Genomic DNA, 16078 nt, shown 5'->3' with positions numbered 1-16078 from the left:
ACAGTGTGGGCATCCTCGTGAGGTGCCGTTATGCCTTCTTGCGGCGGCGAGTGTACACGACGGTACCCGCACCGGCTGCAACAGCGATGAAACCTGCAACCAGGGTGCCCTCAACACCGGAGGCACCGGTGGACGCCAGAGGCTTGCCGGTGACCGGGTCGCAACCCTCACCCTCGTAGACGGTCTCGGTCACGGTCTTGGTGGTGGTCTTCGCGCCGTTGATCGCCGCGGAGAAGCTCAGCGGAGCCATGTCCTTACCGGCCTCGTAGAAGCCAGCGAACGCCTTCGCGCCCTCAGCGGTCAGGGTGGTTGCCGCACCGTTGACGCTCACAGCGTCAGCGGAGCTCTGCAGGCCCGAAAGGTCCACCTTCAGCAGCGCCACCTCACCGTAGTTAGTTGCCTTGCCGGAGGGGTCATTGCTGGTCATGGTCGCGTAGAGAGTACCGGAATTGCCGTTAATCTCAAGGCGCGGGTTTGCAATGGTGGTGTCCAGAATGCCGTGGTGACCGGTGAAGTGAACCGAACCGCTGAAGGAGATAGAACCCTTACCATTCTTGAAGGTGCCGGTGCCGTTAGACCAGTTGAACGCATCCGAAGAGTAGGAGGTGCCGTTCAGCTCCCAGCTACCGTTCGCGATGCCGCCGCGCACGTAGTTGCGGAAGGAATCACGCACGCCCCAGCCAAGGTTTGCGCTCTTAATGGTGCCGTCGGATGCGCCCTGCTCCTGCACCTCGCGGGTGCGGGTGACGGGTACGCAGACCGGCTGTGCCGGGTTGTTGCTGACAGAACCGTTCGGGGAAGAACCGCCGTTAGAAACGCTGCCGGAGGTGCCTGCCGAACCGTTAGCGCCGGAGTTGCCGGAGGAGCTTGAGGAGCCGTTATCGGAAGAGCCGTTCTCAGACCCCTTGTTATCGGAAGCGCTGCTCTCCGAGGACTTGTTCTCAGAGATGCGGGGAACCTCAACGGTGTTCTCCGCGGTCTGCTCGCTGAGCTTTACGGAGAAGCTCAGCGGTGCCATGGCGTTGTCAGCACCGCGGTACTGGCCCGCGAAGAGCACAGTGGAACCTTCATCGGTGAGAGTGACTGCCGCGTTCTGTGCCGAGAAGACGCCGTCCTTCACGCTCGCGCCGGAGAGGTCCACCTCAGCGAACGCCAGGCCGGTCTTAGAAACGGACTTGCCGTCGCGGGTCAGTGCGTCCACGTCAGCGACCAGGGTGCCCTTGCCGTTAACGACGACCAGGCGCATGTTCTTGATGGTGCTCTTGAGCTGACCGTTGTGGCCGGTGAACTCTGCGGTGCCCGCAAAGTTGATCTGACCGGTCTTCGTCTCGGGGTTGTACACGCCGGATGCCTGAGTGTACTTGAAGCCGCCAGCCGGGGTCTTCTCCATACCCTCAACGTTCACGGAGCCGTGCGCGAAGCCCGTCAGGTACTTCAGGAAGGACTCACGGATATCCCAGCTGAGGGTGCCGGACTCGACGACGTTGCCGGTGACCTTCTCGTCACGCTTGGGCTCGGTGGTTGCGGCGGGGGAGGAAGGCGCCGCGGAGGTGGGCTCTGCAGGCTTGGGCGCTGCAGAAGTCGGGTCGGCGGGCTTGGGTGCCTCGCTGGTCGGTGCGGAGGAGGGTGCTACAGTCGGCGCTGCGGTCGGCTCGTTGCTGGGCTCAGGGCTCGGCGCGGGTGCTTCCTTGGTCACGATGGTTGCGGAGAAGCTGAGCGCATCCAGCTCCTGACCTGCCTTGTAGAAGCCCGCGAAGGCGCCGGTTGCCTCTTCGGAAAGCTTGACGCGGGTGCCATTTTCCTCGTCAACGCTGGGCAGGGTAATGGTGTTACCCTCAACCTTCAGACCGGAGGCGTTGAAAGTGCCAATGGTCATGTTCTTGGTCTCGACCAGGTCATTCGGGGTGGTGTTGCCGTTGTAGGGGCGCGACTGAACGTTGGCGCGCACGGTGCCCACGCCGTCCTTAATGGTGACGGAGAGGTCGGAGATAATGACTTCCAGCAGGCCGTGGTGTGCGGTGTAGTGAATCGAGGAGCCGGTGAAGGTGACGGAGTATTCGCCGTTGGCTACGGTGCCTTCGGCGGAGGTGAAGTGGTAGGAGCCGTCTTCGTTGGTGGTGACGCCGGTCAGTTTCTGGGAGCCCTGGGAGAAGGGACCGTTGATGTAGGAGCGGAAGGACTTCTTCAGGCCCCAGTTGACGGTGACGTCCTGCAGGCTCTGCTCTGAGGCTGCGGTTACCTCACCGGCGCTGATGTGGGAGTTGGTTTCAGCTGCGAAGGCCGCGGGTACGCCAGCGACGCCGCTGAGACCAATGGTTGCTGAAGCCAAGAACGCCCAGGTGCGCTTGGTGAGAGAGGGGGTAGACATTCGGTGTCTCCTTGAATTTTGTGATTGTGGTGTTCGTATCAAGTCTAGCCTTATTAGCTTATGTTTGTGTAACTTAATGCCTAGGGTGACTTGTGCATGAGGTATACCTTAGCAAAAGTTTTTGAAAACTATTGCCAAAACCGGTTTTTGGTGACAATATGTCATTGTCAGGTTTTAGTGACATCGTGTCACTAAAACATTTATTGTTCACCCACAACCCACTTTAGGAACTCACAATGACCGTGACCGCCCCCGAAACCACCCAGGAACGCTTCTCCGCACGCCTGAAGGAAAGCACCAAGCACGTCCACGACAACGCCGAACACTCCACCTTCATGGAAGACCTCATGGGTGGCTCCCTCAACACCGAGGCATACCTGCGCCTCATCAACCAGTACGTGCACATCTACGAAGCACTCGAAGCAGTCTCCGAACACTACCGCGCAGAACCCAACCCCATCACCGAACCCTTCACCCACCCCGGCCTCGACCGCGCAGAATACATCCGCGCAGACATCCGCGCACTCGGCCAGGACGGCGACATCGACGCGCCCCTGTCCGCAACCGCAGAATACGTAGAGCGCATCCGCGCCACCGTCAACTCCCCCGAACGCTACCTCGCACACCACTACCTGCGCTACCTCGGCGACCTCTCCGGCGGCCAGGCAGTCGCAGCGCTGGTCAGCCGCCACTACGGCATCCCCGCTGAAGCACTGAGCATGTACCGCTTCACCGAACTGCCCAAGCCCAAGGTCTTCAAGGACGGCTACCGCGAACTGCTCGACAATGCACCCATGACCGACGAACAGCGCGAAGCCCTTATCGACGAATGCATCGAAGGCTTCCGCATCAACGCCTCCCTGTTCGCCCAGCTGGGCCGCGAGGTCACCGAGGCATAAACCTAAACGCCTCAACGCTCATCGGCTCAACACTCAACGGCTAAACGCCCAATGCACAAGTTCGCGGGCACAAGCCTGTAGGCATAACACGGGTATAACAAAAGGGGCGGATGCTTTCACAAGCATCCGCCCCTTTCGGCGTTAGTCTCAAACTAGTCGAAGACTAGCCCTTCGCAACCTCACCGAAGTAAGAAGCGAGAGTACCCTCGTGAGCTGCACGCAGCTCATCCAGGTCAATAGAAACCTCATCCTGGAAGTCCAGAGCGTTCGACTCAGCATCCACCACGCCAATACGTGCGAAGGGGAACTGGCGAGCGGTGCACATATCCTTGAAGCGCACCTCCTCAGAACGCGGAACCGAAACCACAACGCGGCCCAGGGACTCCGAGAACAGCAGGGTGAACAGGTCCAGGCCGTCACGCTCAGCAACCTCTCCCAGACCAATGCGGGCACCGGTGTTGAAACGCAGGCAAGCCTCCGACAGAGCCGCAGCCAGACCACCAGCAGACACGTCATGAGCGGCATCAATCATGCCGTCACGAGACATGTTCACCAGCATGTCACCCAGCTGACGCTCCAGGGCCAAATCAACCTTCGGCGGCTGACCGCCCAGGTGACCCTTGAAACGAGCCCACTCGGAGCCGTCCAGCTCATCGCGAGTGGTACCCAGCAGGTAGATAGCCTGACCGTCATGCTCAGGAGCCCAACCCGAAGGGGTGCGGCGGGTGACGTCATCCATCACGCCCATCATCGCCACCACGGGGGTCGGGTTAATAGCCTTACCACCGGTCTGGTTGTACAGGGACACGTTACCGCCGGTCACCGGAACACCCAGCTCCATGCAGCCATCAGCCAGACCGCGAACAGCCTCAGCGAACTGCCACATGACGTCCGGATCCTCGGGAGAACCGAAGTTCAGGCAGTCAGACACAGCCACGGGGCGTGCACCAACGGTCGCAACGTTACGGTACGCCTCAGCCAAGGACGCGCGAGCACCCTCGTACGGATCCAGGTAGGTGAAACGCGGGGAGGCGTCGGTCGCCAGAGCAACACCGAGGTTGGTGTTCTCGTCCACACGCACCACGCCGCCGTCGTCCGGCATGGACAGGGCGGTGTTGCCCTGAACGTAGCGGTCGTACTGGTTGGTGATCCAGGACTTGGAGCACATGTTCGGGGACGCCATGAACGCCTTGATTGCCTCGCCCAGCTCCTTACCGCGCGGGCGGGAATCGTCAGCAGCCGAACCGGTGAAGTGGTTAGCCTGAACGTCATCCTGCCACTCGGGGCGTGCGTAAGGACGTTCGTAGGTCGGGCCGTCGTGTGCAACGGTGCGGGGGTCAACATCCACGATGACCTCGCCGTCCCACTCAATGACCAGGCGGCCAGAGTTGGTGACCTCACCGAGGAAGGAGTACTCCACGCCCCACTTGTTCATGATCGCTTCGAAGCGCTCCACGTTCTCGGGGGAGACAACAGCCATCATGCGTTCCTGAGACTCAGACATCAGAATCTCGCCCGGGGTCAGGGTGGGGTCACGCAGCAGAACCTTAGTCAGGTCCACGTGCATGCCGCCCTCACCGTTAGAAGCCAGCTCGCTGGTTGCGCAGGAAATACCCGCAGCACCCAGGTCCTGAATACCCTCAACCACGGAGCCCTTGAACAGCTCCAGGCAGCACTCAATCAGAACCTTCTCAGCGAAGGGGTCGCCCACCTGAACGGCAGGACGCTTCGAGGGCTTGGTGTCATCGAAAGACTCCGACGCCAGCACCGACGCACCGCCGATGCCGTCGCCACCGGTGCGCGCACCGAACAGAACAACCTTGTTGCCCACGCCCGATGCGTTCGCCAGGCGGATGTCCTCGTGGCGCATAATGCCCACAGCCAGTGCGTTGACCAGCGGGTTAGCCTGGTAGCAGGAGTCGAACTCAACCTCGCCGCCGATGTTCGGCAGGCCCAGGGAGTTACCGTAACCACCAATACCGGCAACCACGCCGCCAATAACGCGGGCGGTGTCCGGGTGATCAATCGCGCCGAAACGCAGCGGATCCATCACAGCAATCGGGCGTGCACCCATGGAAATAATGTCACGCACAATACCGCCCACACCGGTCGCAGCACCCTGGTAGGGCTCCACGTACGAGGGGTGGTTGTGGGACTCAATCTTGAAGGTAACAGCCCAGCCGTCACCAATATCGGTCACACCGGCGTTCTCACCGATACCGACCATCAGGTCCTTCTTCATCTCATCGGTGACCTTCGCACCGAACTGCTTCAGATGAACCTTAGAAGACTTGTAGGAGCAGTGCTCGGACCACATGACCGAGTACATTGCCAGCTCAGCCGCGGTAGGACGGCGACCAAGAATCTCCTTAATATCCTCGAACTCGTTCTCCTTCAGGCCCAGCTCAGCCCAGGGGAGTTCAGTGTCCGGGGTTGCCGCCGCGTGCTCGACGGTGTCGAGGTTAAACTGCTTTTCGCTCATAACTTCTTAGAATCCTTGTCGTGCGTTAGCGGGCGTTAATCAGGTTGGCAAGAACGGAGGTGAACACGCCGAGACCATCGGCGCCACCGCGCAGAGAAACCTCACCAAAACCAGAAGAGGAAGGACCGAAGCCAGGCTCCACAGCGTGCTCCGGGTGCGGCATCAGACCGACCACGTTACCGCGCTCATTGCTGATACCAGCAATGTCATTACGGGAACCGTTCGGGTTGAAACCAACGTAGCGGAACACCACGCGACCCTCAGCCTCCAGCGCCTCCAGAGTCTTCTGGTCAGCAACATACTGACCGTCCTGGTTCTTCAGAGGGACAACAATCTCCTGGCCAGCAGCATAGTTGCTCGTCCAGGAGGTGGAGTTATTCTCAATGCGCAGAATCTGGTCACGGCAAATGAACTTGCGGTGATCGTTCTTAATCATCGAACCGGGCAGCAGGTGAGACTCAGTCAGAATCTGGAAACCATTGCAAATACCCAGAACAGGCAGGGGAGCGGAACCGGAGGTACCAGCAGCGTTAGCGGCATCAATCACCGAACGCATCACGGGAGCCTTCGCAGCAATAGCGCCGGCACGCAGGTAGTCACCGTAGGAGAAGCCGCCAGGAATAATGACGGCATCAACGTTCTTCAAATCAGCGTCGTCGTGCCACAGCTCAACGACGGTACCGCCAGCCAAACGGACAGCACGCGCAGCGTCACGGTCATCCAGGGTGCCGGGGAAAGTCACCACGCCAACGCGTGCATCAGCGAAAGCGGGGTTCGGGGAGTAAGTAGAAAAGTCGCCAACCAGGGGGACTTCAGTAGGTGCGAGGGACTCTGCCATAGGTATTAGTCCTCCAGAACCGAAACGTTCACAACATCTTCGATGACGGGGTTCGAGAGCAGCTCTTCAGCAGCCTTGCGGGCAGCTGCGAGGTGCTCCTCGGTTGCCTCACCCTCGACGGTCAGCTCGAAGCGCTTACCCTGGCGAACATCAACGAAGGAATCAACGCCGATACGGGGCAGCTCGTGAGAAATAGCCTTACCCTGCGGGTCAAGAATTTCGGGCTTGAGCATAACATCAACAACAATACGGGCCATGTGTGGGCACTCCTTGGGTGCGTGGGTTCTGTATGAGCCGTATCTCATCTTACCGTACTAACGACCGTAACGGGGGTATGTGTTCGGTTGGTGGATACCCTAAGAGGCTCGAATCACGTCTTTTACGCCTCGAGGGGTGGAAGATAGCGCTCGCACACCCGCAGCAGGCGCTCACGCAGCTCAATCGAACGCTCCGACAGCTCACGCTGAATCCGCACGTACTCAGCCTTACCCTCGGTCGTCTCCACCGGAATCGGCTCATACCCCCAGTCACGAATATTGTAGGGGGCCGCGCGCATATCCAGTTCGCGCGCATCCCACGCCAGGTCGAAACAATCCATGACCAGGGTCGAATCAACCAGCGGCAGCAGCTTGTACGCCCACTTGTACACGTCCATGTTCGCGTGCAGGCACGCCGGCTGCTCCAGCACGCGCTGCGTCTCACGGGTGGGCTGCAGCTCGTTCATCGGCGCCGCCTGCGGCATGAAGAAACGGAACGCGTCAAAGTGCGAGCAGCGGATGCGGTGGCTCTCCACCACCCGGTCCGTACCCTCCGCACCCAGGCGCAACTGCAGGTAGTCGTGGCGGATATTGTTCTCCACCGACTTGTACGCCATCGCCCACTCGTGCATGCCGAAGCAACCGAACTGACCCTTCTTCGCGGCGGTGTTGCGCAGAATCTCGTGGGTAAAGGCGAGGGCGGTAGCGCGGCGTTCGACGAAGCCGGTGACGTCCACGGTGACGGCGGAGGCGGCCTCCGCCTGAGCGTGCGCCTGCTCGGGGGTGCAGCCAGCCTCAAGGAGTTCCTGCTCGGTTGCGCGCCGGTAAAAACGCCAGGAGGCGCGCTCGGGCGCATCCAGCAGGATGATGCCGGCTCCGGGGTGCCAGCGCTTAAACTGGCCGGGTTTGAGCGTGTAGTAGGTGAAGAGGAAGTCCTCCACGGGGTGCACTTCGTGGCGGGCGCGACGCTGCGCAAACGGGTCGGCGTAGCGGCCGGCACGCGCCTCATGCGCTGCCTGGGCGGCACGCCATTCGCGGGCATCCATCACCTGGGAAAATACAACACTACTCATGCTTCTAGCCTAAACGATGCTGTGACAAGGTAGTGGACGTAGCAATGTCTATCTAGTTACTAGAAGACCGGGCTTTAAACTCACGTTCAAAATCGACAAACTGTGGGCTATTAATCACTACAGTTCGAAGATAGCGGGCAAATTGACCCGCTCCTGCTCGTTCAAGCGACCGAGGAATATCAATCTCCGTGAATCCCTTAGAGCGAGCATAAGATTCCTGGAAAAGATAGACCTCCGCAAATAAGGAGGGATGAGCATATTCGGTGAGCTGCATCAGAAAATCGTCCGCGCTGAGCGTCTCATAATTTTGAATATTCTGAGCTTCTTCCGTGGAAGCATAATCGAGCAGTTTGCGGTCATCGGTGACTAATGCGTGCATGGCGCCATGTTGGGCAGCGGCATGCACGTGAAGATCGTCTGTATCGGGGAAGGAAACAGGAGTTTCAACAGGAAACCCGGAGATACATGAGATGCAGGACTTGATGATTTGTTGCTTCCAGTTTTCAAGGACGGCGTCGCTTATTGCTGGATTGGCTCGACGAACGTGGTAGCCAAATTCATCCATAATTCCACTGGAGACGTGAGGCGTAAAGAACTCGTATTCACTCTTCACCGCCAGCAATAAAATCCAATCCCGAAGAGTTTTGGACATCAGAATATTTGTATCCAGCAGAACAGAGTATTTGGACGCTACCATGCGGGCCCTCCGAGGGTGTCAACAAGACCGTGTTCCTCCTCGAGTTCCCAGAGCTCTTTGAGGGCCTGTTCTTTCTGAGCAACGGTCTTCTTGAGAAGTCCCTTACGGAAAGCGTCAGCATCCTCGGTGCGGATACGGAAGTGGCTACCCACCTTATGCGCAGGCAACTCACCCGCACGAATAGCCTTCATGAGCGTTGGGCGTGAAATACCGATGCGCTGCGCAGCAACCGTCGTCGTCAAATCGTGAGGGACAACCTGAACATCAATACTTTGCCCGCTAGCCAGGGCATGCAGGACGTGCTGAATGACCTGGTTGAGGGCATCGCCAAGCTGCTGGCTTTCTCGGCCCGAAACGGTCAGCTCAATGGTGGTTTCTTCAGAGTTCTTGAGAATCTCCCGCGCCTCTGCACGAGCCTGATTGAGGGTATCTTCCTCCAGGGGGCTGGTTAGGGTGGTGGTCATTATCTTCTCCTCGGGGTTGGGCAAATAAGCGTCCGAAGGCACCGCGCCGGTGGGGTGCATATCATTCGGCGAGAGGCTCATCCACGGTTGATACAACCTTACCCATATCTGAAATAACTGTAAAGTGTTTCAGCTATTTCACCTGTAGGTAGACAAAGGGGAGGGGCGGTGCTGAGAAAACCCAGCACCGCCCCTCCCGAAGCGTACAGCCCACAAACGAGCTAAACCCTAGCGGCCAGTACCACCGTAAACAGTAGCCTCGCCCTCAGCGTCCAGACCGAACGCAGTGTGCACCGCGCGAACAGCCTCATCCAGCTTGCTCAGCTCAGTAATCACCGAAATACGGATCTCAGAAGTCGAAATCATGTCAATGTTCACGCCAGCGTTAGACAGGGCCTCAAAGAAAGTGAACGAAACACCCGTGTTAGTCTTCATGCCCGCGCCAACCAGCGACAGCTTACCAACCGACTCGTTGTAAATAACCTCTTCAAAGCCCAGCTCAGCCTTAGCAGCCTCCAGCGCCTTCAGCGCGGTGGGGCCCTGAGCCTGATCCAGAGTGAAGGAAATATCGGTCACACCGGGGCGGTCAGTCGGAACGTTCTGAACAATCATGTCCAGGTTAACCTTCGCCTCATTAATCAGGCCGAACACCTTAGCTGCCGAACCGGGAACATCCGGAACACCAACAACAGTAATCTTTGCGCGGGTGCGATCGTGCGCGACACCAGAAATCAGGGGCTGCTCCAAGGGAATCTCCTTCAGATGGGTGGGGGTCAGTTCCGCGGACTCCTCCGGAACCACAATAGTGCCTTCAAGGTTAGAGAACGAAGAACGCACGTGAAGCTTCAAATTAAAACGACGAGCATACTCAACACTGCGCAGGTGCAGAATCTTCGCACCGTTAGCCGCCATCTCCAGCATCTCTTCACTGGTGATGGTGTCCAGCTTATGCGCGGTCGGCACGATGCGCGGGTCGGCAGTGAAAACGCCGTCAACATCCGAGTAAATCTCGCACACATCAGCGTTCAGAGCAGCAGCCAGAGCAACAGCAGTCGTATCAGAACCGCCGCGGCCCAGAGTCGTAATATCACCGCTCTGACGGTTCATACCCTGGAAACCAGCAACAATCGCAATGTTGCCAGCCTCAATCGACTCACGGATACGCTCCGGGTTGACCTCAACCAGACGCGCAGAACCGTGCACGCCGTCAGTAATCATGCCAGCCTGAGAACCAGTGAAAGACTGGGCCTTAGCACCCAGGTCGTTAATAGCCATCGACAGGATGGCAGTCGAAATGCGTTCACCGGCAGTCAGCAGCATGTCCAGCTCACGAGAAGGAGTGACATTGCTGGTGACCTCTGCGGCAAGGTCGAGCAGCTCATCGGTGGTGTCACCCATAGCGGACACCACGACGACCACATCGTTACCTGCCTTCTGAGTGTCCACGACGCGGCGGGCAACGCGCTTGACGCCCTCCGCATCCGCTACGGAGGAACCGCCGAACTTTTGGACGATCAGGCTCATTGATATCTCCAGGTCAGTTACTTGTGTGCTACCGGCAGACGCCGGCTCCTCATTTATAGTAGACGGCGTTCAGTACAAGCGGCTAACTGTGCACCCGTATGTATTGCCCCGTGAAATATTACGTAGTATTACGGGGCGGTGATGCGGGGCGCGGAGGCGGGTGCAGCACGCCCGCGGAGGCAAGTTTTTAGGTCCACGGATTCACATAAGTGACACCCGGCAGCGGCGGAACATCCGGCTTCGGGGTGCGCAACGGGGCGTTCTGGATCGAGCGGATCTTCTCCTCATAGTCGGGGGTGCGGAACACCTCCGGCGCATCTTCTGACTGCTCGGTTACGGGTGCTTCAGCCGGTTCGGAGGCGACGCTCGCCGGGGCTTCCTCAACTGGGGTGCCCTCGCCGGAGTCTTCGCCCAGGTCAGGGGTGGATTCTGCTGATTCGGGCGTAGAGTCCGCGCCGGAATCGGTGGGTGAGACCTCGTCACCGGGTCCCTCAGCCTCCTGCAGAACCTGCTCAATCAGCTGCTCATCCACCGTGCCCTGCACACCCTCAGCGGCGGGCGCCTCCGCGCGGGAACGGGCAGAATCCTCAGAATCCAGGTCATCAAACATGCTCGAATTCCAGCGGCGACGACTCTGCTTCGCCTCCTGAGCCTGAACCTGAGCCGCCTGCTCACGCTCCTGCTCCTCCTCGCGGTTCACGCGCTCAAAATCCTCGGCGGCAGTATGAGCCACCGCCGTGCCCTCGCTAATGACGCGGCGGCCCTCCAACGCGCGGCCCAGAGTAATCTCGTCCGCATACTCCAGATCGCCACCGACCGGAAGACCCGACGCCAGACGCGACAGACGCACACCCAGCGGCACGAGCATGCGCGAGAGGTAGGTTGCGGTCGCCTCACCCTCAAGGTTCGGGTCCATCGCCAGAATAATCTCCTGGATGCGCTCATCCGCCAGGCGGGACACCAACTCACGAATACGCAGCTGCTCCGGGCCCACACCCGCCAGCGGGTTAATGGCGCCACCGAGCACATGGTAGCGGCCGGTAAAGGAACGGGTGCGCTCAATCGCCACCACGTCCTTTGATTCTTCGACCACACACAGCACGGACGGGTCGCGGCGCTCATCACGGCAGATTGTGCACAGCTTCGTCTCGGAGACGTTACCGCACTCCTCGCAGAAGCTCACGCTGGTCTTCACCGTGGAAATGGCGTTGGTTAGGCGCGCCATATCTGCCGCATCCGCATTCAGAATGTGAAAAGCGATGCGCTGAGCCGACTTGGGGCCCACACCCGGCAGGCGGCCGAGCTCGTCAATGAGGTTTTGAACTGCTCCCTCGTACATGGCTTCTCCTTACAAATGCGGTGTGTTGTGCTGGTGTGTTGTTCTTGGGCGACGTTATGAGTATGCACCCAACCCCTGACAGTTTAGGGGCGTTTCGCGTAGCGAGTATGCGGCTGGAATGAGTGCGCCCGCCATCGGTGCGATGGCGGGCGCGGCACCTACGACCCCGGTTAGGGCTGGTGCAGGGGGCGTTCGTCAATGACGGTGCCACCAATAATTTTTTCGATAGCGCGCAGACCGATGAAGGTGCTGTTTTCGACCTTCTCATCATCCTCAGAGACGTAGTCTTCATCGGATGCGGCGCGTGCCGGGCGAGCCGGTGCGCTAGGAGCCGGTGCGCTAGGAGCCGGTGTGCTAGGAGTCGGCGCGGTAGGTGCGTTAGGTGCGTTAGAAGCTGGCGTTGTGGGCTTCTCATCGCTAGCCGGAGCATTATCAGCCGCAGCCGCCAACGGACCTGCCGCGAGGGGACCTGCCGGGGCAACCGGAGCAGCGAGCGGACCCGCAGGTTCAACCGGGGGTGCCGAATCCTGCGGTACTGCCTGCGGTGCTGCCTGAGGTGCCTCCGCCAACGGGCCAGCCGGAGCGAGGGGGCCTGCCGGGGCGACCGGAGTAGCGAGCGGACCAGCCGGTGCTACAGGCTCAGCAGGCAGTGCGGGGGTAGCGGGTGCCTCAACCGGTTCAGCGTAGGGAGGCTCATCCTCAAAAGGGGGCTCCTCCTCATACGGAGGTTCCTCCACGTGAGGGGGCTCCTGCGAGAACGGGGGTTCCTGTGCTTGCTGGGGTTCCGGGGTGCTTTCCTGCTGTGGAACTCCACTACCGGAGGCGGCAAAGGAATCACGCTCACCAAAACCGCCCGCCGGAGCAGTCGGCACCTGCTGAGTTGCCGGAACCTGCTGAGGAAGCGGGGGCTCAGGTGCAAGCGGACCAGCCGGCGCCTGCGGGGCGGCCTGCTGAGGTGCCTCCTCGGGGGCGCTCTGCGGAATCGGGGCAACCTCCCACGCACCCAGGGGCGCATCCACGCTCGTGGACTCGGGGGAGTTTGCGCCGGTCAGCGGCTGACCGTGGCGACGCCACGCATCCTCACCGCCGCGCGGACCATCAGCCAGAGGCGCCGGCTGAACGGGCTGCGGGGGAGTATGCTGAACGGGCGGCTGAGCCGCCTGCGGGGCAACAGCCGCCGGAGCTACGGGCTGAACTGCAGGGGCAGGCTGAGCAGCAGGGGCAGGCTGAGCAGCAGGGGCAGGCTGGACTGCGGGCTTGACCTGCTCACCGGGCTTCGCCACCTGAGCGTGAATAGTCACCTGACGGCGCAGGAACTCACTCACGCGGGCGGTCAGCTCGGGCACAAAGCCCTTGACCGCGCGTAGGGTCGCAATATCGGCGCTCACGTACAGGGTCGTGCCGTCCATGCGGGCGGGACGCACCTTCATCAGCTGCTCCGCCGCACCGGGAACGCTCATTCTGTTTAGGATGGCGCGCCAATTACCCTGAACCGCCGCCAGCGGATCGTTCGGGTTAAGCTTCAAAGGCACGGAGGGGGTACCCGCCGCAGCGGCATTAGCGGCGGGGGACGCCGGGGCGTTCGGTCCCTCCGGAGCGTCAGGCGCCGCCGGGGCGTTACCCGCCAGGGGAGCACCAGTCGGAGGTGCAGGGGCCTGTGCGGTCGGTGCTAGAGGTGCACCGCTAAGGGGTGCAGCGCTAAGGGGCGCGCCCGCCAGCGGGGGAGTACCCGCGCTGGCTTGTTGAGGTGCCGCCTGCTGAGAAGTAGGCTGCTGCGCGGGCTGAGCCGCCTCCTGAGTTGCGTCCTGAACCGGGGCGCTAGGAGTCTGCGTATTAGGAGCCTGAGTCTTAGGCATCAGGCCAGCCGCCGCCATACCCGCCGCACGAGCCGCAGACATGCCACCCTGCACCGGACCAGAACCAGCAGGAACCGAACCAGTAGCACCAGAAGCCACGCGACGCTCCAAAACCTGCAAGCGAGAAGCCAATGCCGCCACCTCAGCGCCACCGGCAGAACCCTCCGCCGCAGGCAGAAGCAGACGAGCACACAGCAACTCCAGCTGAAGCTGCGGATTCGCCGCACCCGTCATACCATTCAGAGTCTCATTCGCCGTAGCCGCAGCAACCGTCAGCTCACGCTCACCCAGAGCCTGAGCCTGCTGAGCTAGGCGCTCCAACTGATCCTGCGGAACACCCTGCAAAATCTGGCCGGCAGCCTGCGGAACAGCCTTCACCACAATCAGATCACGCAGACGCTCCAGCAGATCCTCCACAAAACGGCGAGGATCCTGACCGGTCGCCACCACGCGAGACACCGCACCAAAGAGAGTCGGCGCATCCTTCGCACCCAACGCCTCAATAACCTCATCCAGAAGCTGCGCGTGGGTATAACCCAGCAGCGCCACCGCACGGTCATACTCAATACCGTTCTGCGAAGACGCACCAGCCATCAGCTGATCAAGAATCGACAGCGAATCACGCACCGAACCGCCACCAGCACGAATCACCAGCTGCAGCACACCCGGCTCCACGGCCACCTGCTCCTGATCGCACAGGCCCTGCAGGAACGGCAGAAGAACCTCCGGCGGAACCAGACGGAACGGGTAATGGTGAGTACGCGAACGAATCGTACCCAACACCTTATTCGGCTCAGTCGTCGCGAAGATAAACTTCACGTGCTCCGGCGGCTCCTCCACAATCTTCAGCAGCGCATTGAAACCCTCACGGGTCACCATATGCGCCTCATCAATAATGAAGATCTTGTAACGGTCACGCACCGGCGCCAAAGTAGCACGCTCACGCAAGTCACGGGCATGATCCACACCGCCGTGGCTCGCCGCGTCCATCTCAATCACGTCAAGGGAACCGCCACCATCACGCGATAGCTCACGGCACGAATCGCACACACCACACGGAGTAGGAGTCGGACCCTGCGCGCAGTTCAGGCAACGCGCCAAAATACGCGCCGACGTGGTCTTACCGCAACCACGCGGACCCGAAAACAGGTACGCGTGATTCACACGGTTCTTCTCCAGAGCGACCATAAGAGGTTCGGTCACGTGCTCCTGCCCGATAACCTCAGCAAAGGTCTCGGGGCGATAACGACGATAAAGGGCAGTGCTCACGGCAACCTCTTCAACTCGGGGTGCGGATAGGACAATCCCTACCATTTTAGACGCTTTACCCCCGGCCCGAGTGGCCGACAGTCACCGGCGAACACGCTGCTACAGCACCCCAGCACAACACCGCCACCGTGACATCTACTATGGACGCTCACCCGGGCGGCATGTACGCTCACAGAAATACCGCGGACGCACCGAATTCCCAAGAACCCAAAAATCCGGTACACTGGTTCTTGCCTCTTACGTGGCGTTATCTTGGAAAACTCCCCCAGGACCGGAAGGTAGCAAGGGTATTCGAGCTATGACGGGTGCGTAGGAGGTTTTTAGTACCCAAAAATGGGCGCCCCAAAAAAACAAGGGCACAAGCACCCACAAATGTGCTTTCTGTTACTTTTCCTATTCGGGGCTTGCATGCTTCACAAAAGCGTAGTAAAGTTTTATTCGTTGCCTACGCAATGCGTAGAAAACATAGCTGGAGGATTCGCCTAGCGGCCTATGGCGCACGCCTGGAACGCGTGTTGGGTTAACAGCCCTCGGGGGTTCAAATCCCCCATCCTCCGCCACCGATCCCCGGTCTTAGATTCTAAGACCGGGGATTTTTTATGCCCCTTGGTACTATTTCTTCAGAACCCCACGGTTCCACGCGCCGCCGGGGCGCCCCAGACCTGCAGAAAGCACCACCATGATCTTCAAAAAAGTAGGCGACAGCCGCCCCTACCCCCAGCACGGCATGACCCACGCCGACTGGGGAGGAATCCCGCCGCAGCAGGTACGCCTCGACACCCTCATTACCACCCAAAAAACCCTCAACCTCGAGACCCTACTCGCCGAAGACTCCACCTTCTACGGCGACCTCTTCCCGCACGTCGTCAAATGGGGTGGCGAACTCTACCTCGAAGACGGCGTACACCGCGCACTGCGTAACGCCCTGCATCGCCGCGCCGTCATGTACGCGCGCGTACTGGACCTGGACTCCATCTCCCCGGCGCTGCTGCCCGGCGCATAAAAACCTACT

At 60.2% G+C, this 16078-nt stretch carries 12 protein-coding genes, 1 tRNA gene and 1 other RNA gene; 4 read left to right on the top strand and 10 right to left on the bottom strand.

Annotated elements, in window-relative coordinates; genetic code table 11:
* Positions 1 to 28: 28 nt before the first annotated feature.
* On the bottom strand, positions 29 to 2368 hold the full coding sequence (locus tag ACP3RB_RS07195) for an HtaA domain-containing protein (protein WP_426698909.1): 2340 nt from the start codon (positions 2366 to 2368) through the stop codon (positions 29 to 31).
* Positions 2369 to 2604: 236 nt separating this feature from the next.
* On the opposite strand from ACP3RB_RS07195, the gene ACP3RB_RS07190 reads away from it, so the two are divergent.
* The gene (locus ACP3RB_RS07190; RefSeq protein ID WP_426698908.1) at positions 2605 to 3267 is read left to right on the top strand and encodes a heme oxygenase (biliverdin-producing); all 663 of its coding nucleotides are present in this window, start codon (positions 2605 to 2607) and stop codon (positions 3265 to 3267) included.
* Positions 3268 to 3430: 163 nt separating this feature from the next.
* Here the strand turns inward: ACP3RB_RS07190 and purL are convergent, their stop codons facing one another.
* The 9 genes from purL to ACP3RB_RS07145 all read right to left on the bottom strand — a co-directional run bounded on the left by purL (position 3431) and on the right by ACP3RB_RS07145 (position 15066).
* Positions 3431 to 5749, bottom strand: coding sequence for a phosphoribosylformylglycinamidine synthase subunit PurL (purL, locus tag ACP3RB_RS07185; RefSeq protein WP_060823960.1), 2319 nt, complete (start codon positions 5747 to 5749; stop codon positions 3431 to 3433).
* 25 nt (positions 5750 to 5774) lie between these two features.
* Positions 5775 to 6587, bottom strand: coding sequence for a phosphoribosylformylglycinamidine synthase subunit PurQ (purQ, locus tag ACP3RB_RS07180; RefSeq protein WP_012904196.1), 813 nt, complete (start codon positions 6585 to 6587; stop codon positions 5775 to 5777).
* 5 nt (positions 6588 to 6592) lie between these two features.
* Positions 6593 to 6844: a phosphoribosylformylglycinamidine synthase subunit PurS gene (gene purS, locus ACP3RB_RS07175; RefSeq protein ID WP_005507194.1), complete on the bottom strand. Its 252-nt coding sequence runs from the start codon at positions 6842 to 6844 to the stop codon at positions 6593 to 6595.
* Positions 6845 to 6966: 122 nt separating this feature from the next.
* Positions 6967 to 7917, bottom strand: coding sequence for a 3-methyladenine DNA glycosylase (locus tag ACP3RB_RS07170; protein WP_426698907.1), 951 nt, complete (start codon positions 7915 to 7917; stop codon positions 6967 to 6969).
* A 52-nt stretch (positions 7918 to 7969) separates the two neighbouring features.
* Entirely contained in the window at positions 7970 to 8614 is a 645-nt protein-coding gene (locus ACP3RB_RS07165; RefSeq protein ID WP_426698906.1) for a PIN domain-containing protein, read from the bottom strand.
* The gene (locus ACP3RB_RS07160) at positions 8608 to 9078 is read right to left on the bottom strand and encodes a helix-turn-helix domain-containing protein (protein WP_426698905.1); all 471 of its coding nucleotides are present in this window, start codon (positions 9076 to 9078) and stop codon (positions 8608 to 8610) included. Before ACP3RB_RS07160 ends, ACP3RB_RS07165 begins: the two co-directional genes overlap by 7 nt.
* Positions 9079 to 9306: 228 nt before the next feature.
* On the bottom strand, positions 9307 to 10602 hold the full coding sequence (locus ACP3RB_RS07155; RefSeq protein ID WP_426698904.1) for an aspartate kinase: 1296 nt from the start codon (positions 10600 to 10602) through the stop codon (positions 9307 to 9309).
* Between the two features lie 187 nt (positions 10603 to 10789).
* Positions 10790 to 11941, bottom strand: a complete 1152-nt coding sequence (gene recR / locus ACP3RB_RS07150; protein ID WP_426698903.1) for a recombination mediator RecR — start codon at positions 11939 to 11941, stop codon at positions 10790 to 10792.
* 170 nt (positions 11942 to 12111) lie between these two features.
* Entirely contained in the window at positions 12112 to 15066 is a 2955-nt protein-coding gene (locus ACP3RB_RS07145) for a DNA polymerase III subunit gamma and tau (RefSeq protein WP_426698902.1), read from the bottom strand.
* Positions 15067 to 15294: 228 nt separating this feature from the next.
* On the opposite strand from ACP3RB_RS07145, the gene ffs reads away from it, so the two are divergent.
* From ffs to ACP3RB_RS07130, 3 genes are all read left to right on the top strand, one after another.
* Positions 15295 to 15391: signal recognition particle sRNA small type (gene ffs, locus ACP3RB_RS07140), an RNA gene on the top strand.
* A gap of 146 nt (positions 15392 to 15537) precedes the next feature.
* Positions 15538 to 15626 (top strand) — tRNA-Ser (locus ACP3RB_RS07135).
* 119 nt (positions 15627 to 15745) lie between these two features.
* Positions 15746 to 16069 (top strand): type II toxin-antitoxin system VapB family antitoxin, encoded by a 324-nt coding sequence (locus ACP3RB_RS07130; protein WP_005507186.1) that lies wholly within the window; start codon positions 15746 to 15748, stop codon positions 16067 to 16069.
* Positions 16070 to 16078 lie beyond the last annotated feature (9 nt).

This window comes from Rothia mucilaginosa (assembly GCF_049990865.1).
GTDB lineage: Bacteria > Actinomycetota > Actinomycetes > Actinomycetales > Micrococcaceae > Rothia > Rothia mucilaginosa_I.
Note: the sequence above shows the minus strand (reverse complement) of the source record. Positions and strands in the feature narration are given on the sequence as shown.

Coding starts and splice junctions, on each gene's coding strand:
- ACP3RB_RS07195 (WP_426698909.1), bottom strand. CDS start 2,368: ATGTCTACCCCCTCTCTCACCAAGCGCACCTGGGCGTTCTTGGCTTCA.
- ACP3RB_RS07190 (WP_426698908.1), top strand. CDS start 2,605: ATGACCGTGACCGCCCCCGAAACCACCCAGGAACGCTTCTCCGCACGC.
- purL (WP_060823960.1), bottom strand. CDS start 5,749: ATGAGCGAAAAGCAGTTTAACCTCGACACCGTCGAGCACGCGGCGGCA.
- purQ (WP_012904196.1), bottom strand. CDS start 6,587: ATGGCAGAGTCCCTCGCACCTACTGAAGTCCCCCTGGTTGGCGACTTT.
- purS (WP_005507194.1), bottom strand. CDS start 6,844: ATGGCCCGTATTGTTGTTGATGTTATGCTCAAGCCCGAAATTCTTGAC.
- ACP3RB_RS07170 (WP_426698907.1), bottom strand. CDS start 7,917: ATGAGTAGTGTTGTATTTTCCCAGGTGATGGATGCCCGCGAATGGCGT.
- ACP3RB_RS07165 (WP_426698906.1), bottom strand. CDS start 8,614: ATGGTAGCGTCCAAATACTCTGTTCTGCTGGATACAAATATTCTGATG.
- ACP3RB_RS07160 (WP_426698905.1), bottom strand. CDS start 9,078: ATGACCACCACCCTAACCAGCCCCCTGGAGGAAGATACCCTCAATCAG.
- ACP3RB_RS07155 (WP_426698904.1), bottom strand. CDS start 10,602: ATGAGCCTGATCGTCCAAAAGTTCGGCGGTTCCTCCGTAGCGGATGCG.
- recR (WP_426698903.1), bottom strand. CDS start 11,941: ATGTACGAGGGAGCAGTTCAAAACCTCATTGACGAGCTCGGCCGCCTG.
- ACP3RB_RS07130 (WP_005507186.1), top strand. CDS start 15,746: ATGATCTTCAAAAAAGTAGGCGACAGCCGCCCCTACCCCCAGCACGGC.